Below are 16,293 nucleotides of genomic sequence, written 5' to 3'. Positions count from 1 at the left end.
TAATTTGATACATATATTTAAATTTTCTAAGGTTTATATTTATTATGATAATGTCAAAAAAACTATATAATTTAGTACTATGAAAAAGCAAAAAAAAGTCTCATTAGCCTGTCAAACTTGCTTGCATAAGAATTATTCAATCAATAAAAGCAATGAAAAACGTTTAGAGATTAAAAAATTCTGTAAATTTTGTAATGCTCAAACTTTGCACAAAGAGGAAAAGTAATGGTAAACGAAGATAAAAAATTAAGTAAAGAAGAACTTAAAACTCAGAAAGAATATAACAAAAGATTAAAGAAAAAAATGCGAATGCAAAAAAAAGAAATAGCAAAAGAAGCAAGACTTTATACTTTTAGAAACTGAGTTAAAGAAATTAAAAGAGTTGTTTGACCTCGTAATGCAAAAAGTTGAAAATGATTTGGAATTACAATTGCTTTTCTTATCATTATGGCTTTATTTTGTTTTTTAGTATCATTAGCATTTACTAGTTTATGAAATAGTGTAGGAATTAAGATTTAGATATTAGATTTTTATTTGGGAGATAGTTAGAAAATATGGATTTTAAGTGGTATATGGTTTCAACTGTATCTGGAAAAGAAGATAATGTTATTGAAGCTTTAAGAAATAAAATTTCTTCGCAAGGAATGGATGATTTTTTTAAAGATATAAGAATTTTTAAAATGCCTCATCTTTCTAATAAGGAACTTGAAAAGAAAACAAAAGGTGAAGAATTTAAAGTTACCTATGTAAACATTTATAAGGGTTATATTTTTATTAATATGATTATGACAGATGAATCATGATATTTAGTTCGTAATACGCAATATGTAACAGGATTAATCGGTTCATCAGGGAAGGGAGCAAAACCTACTCCAATTAGTAAACGTACATTTGAAAAAATGATTGAAAAAGAAAGATTTTTGATTGAAAAATTTGAATCAGGAGACATTGAAACCGCATTCAAAGAAGGAACAATTGTAAGAATCAAAAATGGAATTTACAAAGATGAAATTGGTGAAATTATTAAGAATAATGACCGTGAAGAAAAAGCATTTGTAAATATTGAACAATTCGGAAGAAAGGTTCCAACAGAGTTTTCATATAGTGATTTAGAAATATGCGGATAAGCATATTTTTTATATAAAATTAATCAAGATTTTATATACTCCAAAAGTTAGGATCTAAACATAATTATTGTATAATTATGGATTATTCATTTTATTGAAGATTAAGATTTAAAAAGAGGTTTAAATTATGAAAAAATCAGCAAAAATTTTACTTAGTTTAGGTGGCTTATCGACAATTCTTTTACCCATTAGTGCAATTTCATGTTCAAATAAAAAACCAGCCTTAGAAAATCAAATTAAAATAAGTAAAGAAACTCTAGTATCCCTTGAATTTGATGAATTTAAAAAAGATTTAAATGAGTTAGTAACAAAAGCAACTCAAGTTTTAAATGATCCCAAAGCTTCAAATAAAGAGTTTAATCCAATGATAGATCAACTAAAAAAAGTTACTTCTGAAGCTAAAGAAAAAAATGAAGCAAAAAAAGAAGAACATGCAAATAACAAAAAATTAGTTGAGAAAGAGATTGATAAATTAAAAGAATTCTCACATGAAAAGCTAACTGATTTAGGCGAAGAATATAATAAATTAAAGGCTGAACTTGTAAAAAAATATCAAGAAGAAGAAACTAAGCATCAAGCAATCAAATCAATTGAGTATAGTGCTGAGAAAACTAAAGGATACACTGCTGAACTAGAAAAGATTTTTAATGAATTTAAAAATAAAAAAGTTGAATTGGATAAGAAATTTTTACCTAAATTAGTTGAAGAAACAAAAAAGAAATTAGAAGCTCTTAAATTTGATGATTATAAGACAAAACTAAGTCAAGAAGAATTTAATAAGATTAAGGACGACTTGCAAAAACAACTAGATGAATCTACAAAGGTTTCAACTGATATTGAAAAATCTAAACCTGAAAAAATTGACAAAGCAATCTTTGATTTAAATAAAATATTAAAAGACCTTGAAACCAAAAAATCTTAATAGAAAATAAAAAGAAGAATTGATATTTAAATTCTAAATTTCTTCTTTTTATTTTTATTTAAATAAGCAATAAAAGATTGAAATTATATTATTCAAATAAGAAGTGATATTATGAAAAATAAATTTTATTTTAAAGAAAATGAATCACTAGATAGCTTAGTTAATTATTTAGTTTCACTTAAGAGTCTTGAGGCAATTTTACTTGATGGAGAACTTGGGGCTGGCAAAACTACATTAACTTCAGCAATTGCAAGAAAACTTGGCGAAAAGAAAATTGTTGTTTCACCAACCTTTAATACAATGATTTGTTATGATAATCTAGTTCATATTGATGCATATAAATTAAGGGGTAATTTATTTGCTTATGAAGAATATTTTGAAAATAAGTTAGTTGTTATTGAATGATCAAAAAATATAAGTCATAATTTCAAAAATTATGTTTCTATTAATGTAACACTTGAATTAGTTGATGATGAAGTCTATCATGTTTTTGAAATTACAAATAATACGATTACTAAAAGTCTTTTTGTTGAAACATCACTTGAAGATTTATTTCTTGCAGTCATTGAAAACAATCAAGTAATTGATTACATATTAGAAGAAAAACTAGTTAAAAAAACTGATCTATTTTTTGAAAAAGTTAATGATTTATTAGCAAGAAATAATTTATCTATTGAATATTTTGATTGTATTTATACAACAAAGGGACCAGGAAGTTTTACTGGTTCAAGATTAGGTTTCTCTTTTGCTGCGACAAATTTTTTACTCCATAAACCGCTTTTGAATAACGATTTAAAAATTATGCTATCTCCAACATATGAGTTATTTTTTAGTCAATTAAATCGAAATATTATTTATATTAAAGCAAACAAATATAAAACTTATATGGTAACTAAGGAAAATAATGAAATATCAATCAATTTAAGTGATGAAATTGAAAAAATTGATAAGTTTGATTATCAATTGTTTATAAAAAACCCATCACAATATTTAAGTTTATTTAGTCAATGTAATAATGTTTTGGATGAAGAATTAATTTATGCATCTGATCCGCAAATAGGAGGACTATAATGAAAATTTTCGCAATTGAATCCTCTCATGATGATACTTCATTTGCTATCTTAGAAAATAACAATCCACTTTGAATGAAAACAATTACACAGACTGAGATTCATAAAAAATATGGCGGAACAATACCGGAATTAGCATCAAGAATGCATGTTAAAAATATTCTTCTACTGATTGAAGAATTAAAGAATTTAAAGATTGATAATAAAGAAATTTTTAAAGAAATTGATTATATTGCATATACCAAAGAACCAGGTCTTGTTGGTTCTTTGCAAGTTGGATATGTGATTGCGCAAAGTATGGCACAAATATACAAAAAACCAATCCTAGGCTTAAATCATTTAGAAGGTCATTTTTATTCAGCATTTATAAAAAAGGAATTAGAATTTCCAGTACTTTGTTTGTTAATTTCAGGCGGTCATTCTCAATTAATGCATTATTCTAAGAAAGATGAGTTTGAAATCATTGGTGAAACATTAGATGATGCAGTCGGTGAAGTATATGATAAGATTGCAAGAAAATTAAATTTAGGGTTTCCAGGTGGACCTGTAATTGATAAAATTTGACAAGAAAATAGAGATTTATATACATCTCATTTTTCAATCCCAAAGACTGAAAATGAATTCGATTTTTCATTTAGTGGAATTAAGACAGCTGTAATAAATTTAGTAAATAATTTAAGACAAAAAAATCAAGAAATAAATGTCAATAAGATTGCAACGGAATTTCAAAATACAGTAATTTTATATTTACAAAATACTTTAAAGAAAGCAATTAATAAATTTAATCCTAGTTTAATAGTTTTAGCTGGTGGAGTTAGTGCAAATGTTGGAATTAGAAATATGTTTTTAGGATTGCATAAAAATGTTTATTTGCCTGAGATGCAATATACAACTGATAATGCAATGATGATTGCAAGATTAGCATACGAAAAGGTAAGGAAATAAAATGTGAAAATTTATCAAAAGTTCAACTTCACAAGAAAATTGATTGCTAGATAATAAAGAAGAAATTATATTTTGAGGTCGTTCCAATGTCGGAAAATCTTCATTAATTAATGCTTTAGCTAAAAATAAAATTGCTAAGACCTCATCAACACCGGGTCGTACGAGATTAATTAATTATTTTGAGAGTACAAATAAAAAAACGATTGTAGATTTACCTGGTTATGGGTATGCTAAGATGTCAAAAAAAGAACAACAAAAAATTGCTGGCATCATCGATTTCTATTTTCGTAATTCAAAAAGTAAAAAATTAGTTTGCTTTCTTATTGATGCGAAAGTTGGTTTTAGTTCAATTGATCTTGAAATTATTGAGTATATAGAATCTCTTTCAATTCCATTTGATATTATTATTACAAAATTAGATAAAGCAAACCAATCACAGCGCCATTTAGTAAAAAAACAAGCGCTTACATTTAAAAAAGAAATTAATATTTTCTTAGTTTCTTCATCAAAACAAATTGGATTAATCGACATTATTGAACACTATAATTTATAAATTTGTTTAGACATTTAATTAACAGATAACAATCTTACAAATAGTTTTTTATAATCATTATTTAATTAGTTGTAATTAAGGAATTTGTGGGTTGCACTATTCCTTTTTTTGATGTATTTTTTGTATAATTTAATCTATGAAAACAAAAGAAGATAAAAAGAGATTAACGATCTTTATTATCAAAATATTAGCGTTTTTTATTATTCCTACAATAATATTTTTTGCAGGTATTTTTGTGCTTCCACTTAAATGAAGAACACCAATCATTATCATATATTCATTTCTAATTTTAGGATTAGGAATTTATAGCGGATTTATCATTAAAAAATTTTTGAAGGAGTCATTATTCATTAATCGTACATTGAGTCAATATATCCAAAACGAAATTAGTGAATCTGGAACTGGAATATTGATTTTTTTAAATAGCGGAGAAATTATTTGATCAACTAATTTTATTTTAAATCGTTTTGGTGATGCAATTATTGGCAAAAACATTAATGAGGTTTTTAAAGTCAAAGATTGAAATGACTCAAATTATGATTTTTCTTTTAATAAAGATAACTATGAATATTCAATTCATGTAAATTTTGAAAAAAATATTGTAATTGTTAAAGACATAACTTTTCAATCAAACCTATTGAGTGATTACAAGAAACAATCAATAGTTTTAGGTGAGCTTCATATTGATAATATTAACTTATACCAAGTTTCCTTACCGCAAGAGGATTTGTATAAGATTTATAGTAACCTAGCTTTGCTTTTTGATGAAATTTCGAAGAAATATAATATTGTTTATCATCAATATGAAAATGGTCAATTTTTTATCATTACAAATAAAGAAACTTTGGATCAATTTGAAAAGGATGGATTTGAAGTCTTTAGAGATTTAAATGTTAAAAATTTAAGTAAGAAAATTTCAATTACACTTTCTGGTGGTTTTTCTTATGGAATTTATAAATTCAGTGTTCTTGATGAATTAGCTAAGGAAGCAATATTACAATCAAAAACTCGTGGTGGTGACCAGATTACAGTTTTAACAAAGAATGAAAACCCACGATTCTATGGTTCAATTTCAGAAATTGATATTGATATGTCAAGAACTAATGTTTCATACATAGCAAAAATCTTAATTAATAAATTAAAATCAAAAAATATTACAAAAGTAATTGTCTATGGTCATAAGAATGCTGATTTAGATGCTCTAGGTTCATCATGGGCAATTTATAAATTAGCAAAAGAATTTGGAAAAAATGCATTTATTCAGAACAAAACTTTTGATGAAACAACACAGAAATCATTCAATTTACTAAGTCCGATTGAAAAACAAGCATTTATAAGTCCTTCTGAGGCAACAGCAATGAATGATAGTCAAACTCTTGTTGTGATTTGTGATACATCAGCTGAAAATAGAATTGAAAATAAAAATGCATTTAAGAATATTGAAAAAGAAAATATTATTATCATTGATCACCATCGACTAGGAACAAATCCTGACTTTATTTACAAAGAAAATTTATATATTGATTCTCTTGCCTCATCAGCTTCTGAAATTGTGACTGAGATTATTGCAATTACAAATAACAATGATAAAATAGATAATGAAACAGCACAACGTTTACTAGATGGAATTTATCTTGATACAAATAATTTCCAAAAACAAACTTCATCAAAAACATTTTCAGCAGCTGCTTTGCTAGAAAAATGAGGTGCTAAAATATCAATTTCTGTTAATAATTTAAAAATAAATGAAGAAGTATTTAGTCAGGTTTTTGAGTTGTTAGAAAATTTGGAAGAAGTAAAACCAGGATACTTTTTAGCTTATAAAGATATAAGAGTTTCACCTGATGTAATTTCAATTGCAGCAGAAGAAATACTAAGAGTTAATGGAAGAAAGGCGGCATTTGTAATCGGTGGTTTAGTTGGTCAAAAAAAATATAAGATGTCAGCAAGAGGGATTAATACGAATGTTCAAATCATTGCTGAATCAGTTAACGGAGGTGGTCACTTTAGTAGTGCTGCAGCTGAAAGTGATGAAAAAATTGAAGTATTCGTCGATAATTTAAGACAAGCAATTGTGAGTGTAGGAAAATGAAAGTAATAATAATTAAAAAATATGACAAATATGATGTAAATCAAATCGTTGAAATTAATGATGGATTTGCTAAAAACTTTTTAATCAAAAAGGGGTATGCGCAACCTGTTAATAAACAAACGCTAGCAAATCTTGAAAGAGTTAAACAAAATCTACAAGAAGATTATCAAAATGAGATAGCAAAAGCAAAAGCCTTAAAAGAAGAAATCGAAATGTTAACACTAAATTTTCATTTAAAGTCAAATGGAAATATAGTTCATGGGTCAATTACTAACAAAGCAATTGAAAGAGAACTTCTAAAGCATAATATTAAAATTGGTGCACATGCACTTGAAAAACACTCATATAATACTTTTGGAAGACATTATATTAATGTTAAGTTACATCCAGAAGTAACAGCAATTTTATTAATTGAGATTTTTGAAGAAAAATAAAAGATAAAAAGTGGGAAAGATGCAAAATAATTCATTAAGTTCAAGAGAAATTGCAATTGCCAATAATGAAGCTGCATTATTGGGATTGCTTTTAGTTAATCCTGAATCTTATGTAAAAATTGGCGTCATTATTCGTTCTGAAATGTTCCACTTTTCGAGTCATAGAATTCTATATGACGCAATTTCTGAAGTTATTGTCAATTCTAAAAACTTCGACCTTCCAATTCTTATATCTTATTTAGAACAAAAGAAGCAATTTGAGCAAATTGCTTCATTTATGATGACTTCATCTGAGTATATTGCTTATTTGATGGAGAATCCTGGTTTTGTTTCTGAGATTGAAATTTATGCTAAAAATATTATTGATCAATACAAAGTAGATTGTCTAACTAATTTACTAAATGAAGTCAACGAAACAATTACAACTAAGACTTTTGATGTATCAGATTTATTATCTCATATTCAATTATCACTTATTAATATTGACATTTCTGAAATTAATTCAACATATGAAAAGATTGGAGATACAGCTGAAAATATTTTGCAACAAATTCTAAGAAAATTAGATAGTGATATTGGTGTTGGACTTCAGCTGGGATTTCCTGAATTAGATGAAGTGCTCCTAGGGTTAAATAAAGGTGACTTAATGATTCTTGCTGCACGTCCAGCAATGGGAAAAACGGCATTTGCTTTAAATATTGCAAATAATGTTGCAAAAAAAGGAAAAACAGTTTTATTTTTTAGTTTAGAAATGTCTAATCCACAATTAGTTCAGAGAATGATGGCAATTGATTCAACTGTTTCGATTGCAAAACTAAAAATAAAAGAGTTAGATATCCAAGATCAAAGAAATCTAATGCATACAGTTGAAGAGATGTCAAATTGAAAAATTTATATCAATGACCGTGCAACACTTACAATTTCAGATATTTCAACATTATCAAAACGTTTTGCTAGAAATGCTAAAGTTGATCTAATTATCATTGATTACTTGCAACTAATTGGAGATTCATCAAAGCGATCGCAAGAAAATAGGCAGCTCGAAGTAGCTAAAATATCTAGGTCTTTAAAGCAATTAGGAAGAGAACTAGAATGTCCAGTTATTGCATTGAGTCAATTAAGTCGGAGCGTAGAAAAACGTGAAGACAAAACACCATTAATCTCTGACTTAAGAGAATCAGGTGCAATTGAACAAGACGCTGATAGGGTTGTTTTCTTACATCGTGATGATTATTATAAGAATAAGAAAACAGATGAGCAAGAAAAAGATATTCTTGCATATGCTACAAAAGATAAAGTACATGCCTCTTTAACAAATGTTATTGTCGCAAAAAATCGTCATGGGGCAACGAAAACAATTCAACTTCTTTTTGTACCTGAATATAATCGTTTTATATATGATAAAGATCCAAGAGATAAAATAAAAACGCAATTAGATGGTATACGAAGAGTGAAAGAAGATTAATTAATGAAGAAAGAAACAAAAGAAACAAAAGAATTGGATAATAAGATTAAAAGAAAGAGATTGACAATTGAAGAAAAAAAACGTCTTAGAGAAGAAAAAAATGCAATCCTAAATCCCTTAAAAGTTGATATTATTAATATTTGAAAAAAATATCCTAAGAAAATATTTTGAATGTTTGTTAGTGCGTTTTTGTATAACATTGGGTTAACTGTGTTTCTCAAGAAAGCAGCAACAATTGCCTCTGGAACATCATCACTATCACAAATTATTACTTTTACAGCACCAGCAACTGCACAATATTTTGGTTTGTTCTATGTTTTAGTTAATTTACCTTTAATGTTTGCATTTTGGAAACTCAATCCGCGTATGTTTATGGTAGTGACTTATTATTGAATGATATTCCAAGTAATTGTTCAATTAATATTTGTTGAATATTCAGGAAGAGGATCAAATCCAATTGTAAATTTCATTAATCAAAAAATATCGTTATATAATCCAATTGGTCAAGCTAAATACTATTGAGATCCATTTGGTATTGATACACGTATTGTGACAAAGATGTATGCTGAAAGTGATAATTTAGACAAAATAATTAGAGTTATTAAATCCAACACCAATGAAGGAATTAACGAGTTAAGTTTATCAGGCTGAGAAATTGTTACTTATTTTAAAAATCAATTCAATAAAAACGACTTAACTGCAGTTATATCGAATTTAGAAAAGATTTTAAATGAACAAGGTAAAACAATTCATAATCTTCAAATTAATCAGTTAATTCCATTACTACTAAATGGAAAAGATGAAACTAAGATTTATGGTGTTTATAATGGGCAAAATTGACCTGTAATTGTATATGCATTCTTGGGAGGGATTGCTGAAGGATTTGCTTCAATCGTTGCTTGAAGACAAAGGGGTTCAATTGGTGGTGCGTCAGTAATTTCAAACTATATTGCTTATAAAAATAAAAAACCAGTTGGCAATGCCTTTCTATTAGTTTCAATTTGTTTCTCAGCATTCTCAACTATTGTTGTAGGTTCATTAGAATATACTAAAAATATTACAGGACACGTTTGAGATTCATCATTATTCTTGATGAGAATCTTAGGAACAATTTCGTATCTATTTATATTCACATTTTTAGTTAACAAATTCTATCCAAAGTACAAAAAAGTAAAGATTGAAATCTATTCCAAATATCCAGAATTAATTGCTGAACAATTTAAGAAAATCAATTATGTGCACCCATTTAATATTTTCAATGGTGTCGGTGGATTTAGTCATAATGAATTTGGAAAGATTGAAACGGTCGCCTTATTCTTTGAGCGAGATATAATTCTAGAACAAGTTAAAAAGGTTGATAAGCAAGCATGAATCACCGTTTCAAATATTCATAATATTTCAGGTGAATTTGATACATCATTCGTAGATTAAGAGCTCATATTTGAGACTCTTTTTTATTTTATTTTTAAAAACGAAAAAAATGATTTTGGCGACTAAAAAAACCTTATAATTTAATATATTTTTAAGGTATAAATATGGCAAAAAAAGTAATTTTGGGAATGAGTGGCGGTGTTGACTCTAGTGTTTGTGCTTATTTACTTCTAGAGCAAGGATATGATGTAGAAGGTCTTTTCATGCGCAATTGAGATTCAATGCTAAATAATGATTTTCTTGGTAATGAAGATATAAGTAAGGATATTTGTCCTCAAGAACAAGATTATTTGGATGCATTAGCAGTTGCAAATCAATTAAATATAAAATTGCATCGAATTGATTTTGTTAAGGAATATTGAGAAAACGTATTCCAATATTTAATTGAAGAATATAAGGTAGGAAGAACACCAAATCCTGATATATTTTGTAACAAATATATTAAATTCAAGGCCTTTGCTGATTATGCTTTTAACCAATTAAATGCTGACTATATTGCAATGGGACATTATGCTAAGACAATTAATGGATATTTATATAAAGCAAAAGATGAAACAAAAGACCAATCATACTTCTTGGCTCAACTTTCAAATGAGCAATTATCTAAAAGTCTTTTTCCACTTGCTAATTTAAGAAAGGATGAAGTTAGAGAAATCGCTGCCAAATTAAATTTAGCAACTGCTTCAAAAAAAGATTCAACTGGCATTTGTTTTATTGGTGAAAGAAGATTTACAAAATTTTTAGAAAATTATATTCCTGCACAACCTGGCAATATTATTGATATTCATAACAAAAAGATTGTAGGAAAACATAATGGCGCAATGTATTATACAATCGGTCAGAGAAAAGGTCTTAATCTTGGTGGCTATGAAAAACCATATTTTGTTGTCGGACACGATCTTAAAAATAAGGTTATCTATGTAACGAATGCAGATCACAAAGAATACCTATTATCAGATAAATTAATTGCAATTAATTGAAATTGATTAGCAAAAGATTATGATAAAAATAATTTAACTGCTAAATTTAGATATCGTCAAAATGATATTAAATGTAAAATAAAAATATTAGATAATAATGCAATTGAAGTTATTTATGCTGATACAGAAGCAGTAACTCCAGGGCAAGAAGTTGTCATATACGACAATGATAAAGTAGTCGGTGCAGCAATCATTGATCAAATTTTTTATCAAGGCCAAAAGAAAGACTATTTATAAAATAAAAAAATAAATTCAGTTTTTAAATAGAAAAGAGAGGGAATATGCTATCTTCAAAAGAAATAAGAAAAATGTGATTGGATTTTTTTTCTTCAAAAAATCATTTAGTAGTTGAATCTAAATCTTTAATCCCCCAAAACGACCCATCGCTTCTTTGGATTAATTCAGGGGTTGCAACACTTAAAGATTATTTTAGTGGCAAAAAAAATCCTCCTTCAAAAAGATTAACTAATTCACAAGGTTCAATTCGAACTAATGACATTGAAAATGTTGGTGTGACATCTAGACATCATACTTTTTTTGAAATGCTTGGAAATTTTTCAATTGGTGATTACTTTAAAAAAGAAGCAATTGCATATGCCTATGAATTTATTTTTTCAATCCTTAAATTAGAAAAAGAAAGAATCTATATTACTTATTTTGAAGAAGATAAAGAAACCTATGATTGCTGAGTTAACTTAGGAATTAGTGAGGATCATTTAATTAAAGGAACAAGAGAGCAAAATTTCTGAGATGTTGGTCAAGGACCTTGCGGACCTGATACTGAAATTTTTTATGATCGTGGTGATAAATATGATTCACGTGGAATTGAATTACTAAAGAATGATATTGAAAATGATCGATACATTGAAATTTGAAATATTGTTTTTTCGCAATTCAATAATGATGGAGAAAATAACTACACTGAATTAATTACTAAAAATATCGATACTGGCGCTGGACTTGAAAGAATTGTGTCAATTATGCAAGATGCACCAACTAATTTTGATACGGATCTTTTTCTTCCAATTATTAAAGAAACTGAAAAACTAACAAAGTTTCATTATGATATTAATAATTACTTTATTAAGAATGAATCACAAACTAAAATCAATACACTTTTTAAAATTATAGCTGACCACATTAGAGCCAGTGTGAATGCAATCAATGACGGAGTTAAACCATCTAATGTTGGAAGAGGATATATTATTCGACGTTTAATTCGTAGATCATATCGTGCAGGTCTTTCTTTGGGTATTGAGCAAAAATCATTTTTATATACACTAGTTTCAACTGTGAAAGATACATTAATTTATGATATCAATATAAAAGTTGTTGAAGATGTAATTAGAGAAGAAGAAGAATTATTTGCTAAAACAATTAAAGAAGGCGAAAGACTTCTTGAAAATGAACTTGAAAAGAATCACAAAATTGATGCAAATATTGCATTTAAGATGTTTGATACATATGGTTTCCCAATTGAATTAACACAAGAGATTTTAAAAGAAAAGAATATTGAAATTAATTTAGATGATTTCAATGCTAAGTTAAAAGAGCATCAAGAAAAATCAAAAGCTGCAGCTGTTGCTGGTATGCAAAAAGTTATCAATTCCCTAGCTTTAATCCCAAATAAAATATCAGAATTTATTGGGTATGATTTCTTAAATTCAAAGTCTAAAATATTGTATCTTTTAAACGAAGAAAATGAAATTAATCATACGAATAATGATGAAGATGTTTCATATGTAATTTTAGATAAGACGCCATTTTATGCAACAAGTGGTGGTCAAAATCATGATTATGGTTATATGCTTCAAGATGGCAATAAAATTGAAATTCTTGATGTATTTAAAGATAAGTTTTGAAATCATGTTCACATGGTTAAAGGAAAAATCAAAAAAGATAAAGAAGTTTTATGTTATGTTGATGCAGATAAGAGACTTAATTATGCAAGAAATCATAGTTCAACACATATTATGTTTCATGCATTAAGAAAAACATACCAAAATGATGTAATTGAACAATTAGGAAGTAATATAAGTTTTGATCATTTTACTTTTGATTTTGGTCTTGATCATCGCCCAACAAAGGCTGAACTTAGAAATATTGAAAAGATTATGAATCAATATATCGCAATGAATGCGAAAAGAAATTACATTATAACTTCAGTAAAAAAAGCACAGGAATTAGGTGCTTATATGACAATTGAAGAATCTGAATATCATGATGCCAATGAAGTTAGAGTTGTTGAATTTGAAGGAATAACTAAGGATTTATGTGGTGGTACACACGTCCCTAATTCTGGCGTTATTGAAAATTTTAAAATCATTTCAGTTGATTCAAAAGGAAGCGGTATTTATCGTTTGAGAGTCATTACATCTCATGCACTTGTAAATGCATATCTTTTGAATGAAATTAAAGAAAAACAAGCACTATTATTTACACTAATAAAAAACAATCAACAACTAAAGAAAGACTACAATTATTCATTTGAATTAAATATTCCAAATGATGTATTTGATAAAGAATCCCTTTTAGACCAATATGAAAAAAATGAATTAGAAATTAGAGAAGATTACAAAAAATTCTTAAAACAAAAAAACAATGAATCAGTAGATGTAAGTCAATACGAATACGAATTAATTAATCATAAAAAATTCTTTTTTATAAATAGTAATGATATTAATCAACTAAGAAAAATAACAATTGCATTAAGAGAATCTACTCCTGAAGCAATAATTATAGGAATAATCAATACCAATGCAACAAACTACTTTTTAATTGTTACGTCAAAAAATCACGATTCATCAATTATCTTTAATCAAATCCTAAAAGAATTTAGTGGTAAAGGTGGAGGTAATAAATTGGTTTCGCAAGGTTCAATTACAACATCATTAGATCCAAATAAACTAATTAATAAACTTAAGGAATTGAATAATGCGTAAACTGGCACTTGATTTAGGCCAAAAAACTTGTGGTTTTGCAATTAGTGATATTAATTCAAAGATTGCTTTTGTTCTTGAAACATTTCGATTTGAAGAATGACATTTCATTGAAGTAATTAAACGTGTTCAATATTATTTAAATCAAAGTCAATACCAGAATGAAATTGATCAAATTATTTTAGGATACCCTCTAAACATGGATTTATCAAAAAGTAAACGCACAATAATGGTAGAAAAATTTAAAGAAAGGTTGCAAAAACAAATAAACTTGCCAATTATTTTTCAAGACGAAAGACAAAGCACGATCGCAGCTGAAAACATTCTTTTTGATTTTGGATATAATACAAAAAAAATGAAATCAATTAAGGATGGCATTGCTGCACAAGTAATTTTGGAAGATTATTTAAAAAGGAAGAATTAATATATGAATACAAATAAAAAAAATAAAGTGTATCTTTTTTCAGATGAGAGGGAAATTATTCTTGAAGATGGTGAAAAGATTTATAGTGTCTTTGAAATTGAAGAAAATGGTAGTATTTTTGCAGTTTTAGCAACAAAAGAAGCACTAATTTTTGCGCAAAGAAAAGAAAATGAACTAATTGAAATTGAAGATGAAGCAATCATTGACATTATGTTTGATGTTTTGGATCAATTCATTGAGGAAAATGAATTAGTTGATGAAAATGGTATTAACATCACATCTAATTATTTTAATGAGGAAGAAATTAAAAATTAGATTTAAGAAGGTTAGAATCAATGTATAGATTAACATTTCGAATATCGGCTTTTAGTTCAGCAAATTCCAAAATATCTCCCAATCTAAGACTTGGCTTGATTATTTCAATTTTTGTTGCTTTAAGTATTGCTATCATTGTTTTGATTTTAAGTTTTATTTATAAAAAAAGAGCAATTAAGAAATTTATTTCGCCAATTGAAGAGAATGAAATTGCTAAATTAAAAGAAAGAAATCCTAATTTCGGTATCGTTTTAGATGGGATCAAAAAATTTTATACTGATCTAAGCGATGATTTTTTTACATGCTTTGTTATTAATACAATCTATTTAAATAATTATCAAAATATTTATTTGGAAGATAGCAATAACTATTTAGGTCTTTCAATTTCAAATCTGACAAAGAAGAATGTTCATTGAAATGGAAAGGAAGATTTAAGCTTAAATAAAAAAATTAAAGAATCATTTCCTGAAATTGATTTTTTATTGCTTAAAAAAATTGATAAATTAAATTTTGTAGCAGATTTGGTTATTTTATTAGATACTAAAACAGATCTTAATGATAATATTGCAAGAAGTGTTAATTATTTATCATCAAACGGAATTTTAATTATTGAAAATAATCAAAATTACAAAGCAAAATTTATTAAGCAAGTTGCAATGTCATTTAATTTAAGGTATGAAACTCTTAAATTCAAAAATAAAAATGTTATACTTTTAGCAAAAAATAATATAAAAGAAATTCTTGAAGAAAAAGAAAGTGAAACTCATGGAAGATAACAAACACTACTTAACAAAAGAAGGTCTTGAACAATATAAGAAAAGATTAACTTATCTACAAGAAGAAGCTAGACCTGCTGTCATTGAAGAAATTAAAGAAGCTAGAAATCAAGGTGACTTGTCTGAAAATGCTGAATATGATGCAGCAAGAGATAAACAGGCAGCAATCGAAAATGAAATTCTTAAGATCCAAAATATTTTAGAAAATATTATTTTGATCGATGAGGATACTTCAGGATCAAATATTGTTAAAATCGGTTCAACTGTAAAACTATTAGATTTAAAAACTAATAAGGTTATTAGTGTTACCATTGTTGGAGCACTTGATGCTGACCCATTTAATAATAAGATTTCAAACTCTTCTCCATTAGCAAGAGCAATTTTGAATCACAAAGTTAACCATGTTGTAGAAGTTGATGCACCTAAGAAATATAAAGTAAAAATTGAATCAATTATGTAATTTCTTTTTATCTATAAAAATAATCAAGAATTCCATCTAATAAAAATCCTAAACTAACTAATAAAGTTAGTTTTTTTATTTAAATTTTTTTAGTGTATACTTTTATAGGTTGTTTATCCTTTTATAGACAATATTGGAGTATTAAACAATTAAAAAGTATGACTAAAATTTAAATACTTAAAAAAATATTTTATTTTTTATAAAAGTTTTTTTATTTTGTATATACTTATATCTATGCCGACTTAAAAGTCATGATTGGCATCTTAAATTTAGATAGTTCTTTGAAAACTGGATACAAATACCATAACGTCAATTTATTTTTACAAATAAATAATTTCAAAACAAAATAATAAATAACCA

At 26.7% G+C, this 16,293-nt stretch carries 17 protein-coding genes; all 17 read left to right on the top strand.

Annotated elements, in window-relative coordinates; translation table 4 throughout:
• The first annotated feature begins 79 nt into the window (after positions 1-79).
• The 17 genes from rpmG to greA all read left to right on the top strand — a co-directional run bounded on the left by rpmG (position 80) and on the right by greA (position 15,933).
• Positions 80-226: a 50S ribosomal protein L33 gene (gene rpmG / locus BCF89_RS02680; RefSeq protein ID WP_111518748.1), complete on the top strand. Its 147-nt coding sequence runs from the start codon at positions 80-82 to the stop codon at positions 224-226.
• Positions 226-519, top strand: a complete 294-nt coding sequence (gene secE, locus BCF89_RS08425) for a preprotein translocase subunit SecE (RefSeq protein WP_211305418.1) — start codon at positions 226-228, stop codon at positions 517-519. Before rpmG ends, secE begins: the two co-directional genes overlap by 1 nt.
• 35 nt (positions 520-554) lie before the next feature.
• Positions 555-1,127 carry a transcription termination/antitermination protein NusG gene (gene nusG / locus BCF89_RS08420; protein WP_111518746.1) on the top strand — a complete coding sequence of 191 codons (573 nt, stop codon included), beginning with the start codon at positions 555-557 and terminating at the stop codon, positions 1,125-1,127.
• Between the two features lie 127 nt (positions 1,128-1,254).
• Positions 1,255-2,049: a hypothetical protein gene (locus tag BCF89_RS02665; protein ID WP_111518744.1), complete on the top strand. Its 795-nt coding sequence runs from the start codon at positions 1,255-1,257 to the stop codon at positions 2,047-2,049.
• A gap of 111 nt (positions 2,050-2,160) precedes the next feature.
• The gene (tsaE, locus tag BCF89_RS08415; protein WP_111518742.1) at positions 2,161-3,120 is read left to right on the top strand and encodes a tRNA (adenosine(37)-N6)-threonylcarbamoyltransferase complex ATPase subunit type 1 TsaE; all 960 of its coding nucleotides are present in this window, start codon (positions 2,161-2,163) and stop codon (positions 3,118-3,120) included.
• Positions 3,120-4,064, top strand: coding sequence for a tRNA (adenosine(37)-N6)-threonylcarbamoyltransferase complex transferase subunit TsaD (tsaD, locus tag BCF89_RS02655; RefSeq protein WP_111518740.1), 945 nt, complete (start codon positions 3,120-3,122; stop codon positions 4,062-4,064). The genes tsaE and tsaD overlap by 1 nt, the downstream gene beginning before the upstream one ends.
• Position 4,065: 1 nt before the next feature.
• The gene (yihA, locus tag BCF89_RS02650; protein WP_111518738.1) at positions 4,066-4,617 is read left to right on the top strand and encodes a ribosome biogenesis GTP-binding protein YihA/YsxC; all 552 of its coding nucleotides are present in this window, start codon (positions 4,066-4,068) and stop codon (positions 4,615-4,617) included.
• Positions 4,618-4,753: 136 nt separating this feature from the next.
• Positions 4,754-6,715: a GGDEF domain-containing protein gene (locus BCF89_RS08410; RefSeq protein ID WP_111518736.1), complete on the top strand. Its 1,962-nt coding sequence runs from the start codon at positions 4,754-4,756 to the stop codon at positions 6,713-6,715.
• On the top strand, positions 6,706-7,143 hold the full coding sequence (rplI, locus tag BCF89_RS02640) for a 50S ribosomal protein L9 (RefSeq protein ID WP_111518734.1): 438 nt from the start codon (positions 6,706-6,708) through the stop codon (positions 7,141-7,143). Before BCF89_RS08410 ends, rplI begins: the two co-directional genes overlap by 10 nt.
• A gap of 19 nt (positions 7,144-7,162) precedes the next feature.
• A complete protein-coding gene (dnaB, locus tag BCF89_RS02635) occupies positions 7,163-8,608 on the top strand; it encodes a replicative DNA helicase (RefSeq protein ID WP_111518732.1) in 1,446 nt (481 codons plus the stop codon).
• Positions 8,609-8,611: 3 nt separating this feature from the next.
• Positions 8,612-10,039: a YitT family protein gene (locus BCF89_RS08405; protein ID WP_111518730.1), complete on the top strand. Its 1,428-nt coding sequence runs from the start codon at positions 8,612-8,614 to the stop codon at positions 10,037-10,039.
• A 98-nt stretch (positions 10,040-10,137) separates the two neighbouring features.
• On the top strand, positions 10,138-11,256 hold the full coding sequence (gene mnmA / locus BCF89_RS02625) for a tRNA 2-thiouridine(34) synthase MnmA (protein ID WP_211305420.1): 1,119 nt from the start codon (positions 10,138-10,140) through the stop codon (positions 11,254-11,256).
• Positions 11,257-11,300: 44 nt separating this feature from the next.
• A complete protein-coding gene (alaS, locus tag BCF89_RS08400; protein ID WP_111518726.1) occupies positions 11,301-13,961 on the top strand; it encodes an alanine--tRNA ligase in 2,661 nt (886 codons plus the stop codon).
• Positions 13,954-14,382 carry a Holliday junction resolvase RuvX gene (ruvX, locus tag BCF89_RS08395; protein ID WP_111518725.1) on the top strand — a complete coding sequence of 143 codons (429 nt, stop codon included), beginning with the start codon at positions 13,954-13,956 and terminating at the stop codon, positions 14,380-14,382. The genes alaS and ruvX overlap by 8 nt, the downstream gene beginning before the upstream one ends.
• A gap of 3 nt (positions 14,383-14,385) precedes the next feature.
• Positions 14,386-14,697: a hypothetical protein gene (locus BCF89_RS02610; RefSeq protein ID WP_111518724.1), complete on the top strand. Its 312-nt coding sequence runs from the start codon at positions 14,386-14,388 to the stop codon at positions 14,695-14,697.
• A 20-nt stretch (positions 14,698-14,717) separates the two neighbouring features.
• Complete coding sequence (locus BCF89_RS08390) at positions 14,718-15,473, top strand: BC85_0335 family putative methyltransferase (RefSeq protein WP_111518723.1); 756 nt, start codon at positions 14,718-14,720, stop codon at positions 15,471-15,473.
• Positions 15,463-15,933 carry a transcription elongation factor GreA gene (greA, locus tag BCF89_RS02600; RefSeq protein WP_111518722.1) on the top strand — a complete coding sequence of 157 codons (471 nt, stop codon included), beginning with the start codon at positions 15,463-15,465 and terminating at the stop codon, positions 15,931-15,933. Before BCF89_RS08390 ends, greA begins: the two co-directional genes overlap by 11 nt.
• Positions 15,934-16,293 lie beyond the last annotated feature (360 nt).

The organism is Metamycoplasma auris (assembly GCF_003253435.1).
GTDB lineage: Bacteria > Bacillota_I > Bacilli_A > Mycoplasmatales > Metamycoplasmataceae > Metamycoplasma > Metamycoplasma auris.
This window is presented reverse-complemented; position numbering and strand designations above follow the sequence as displayed.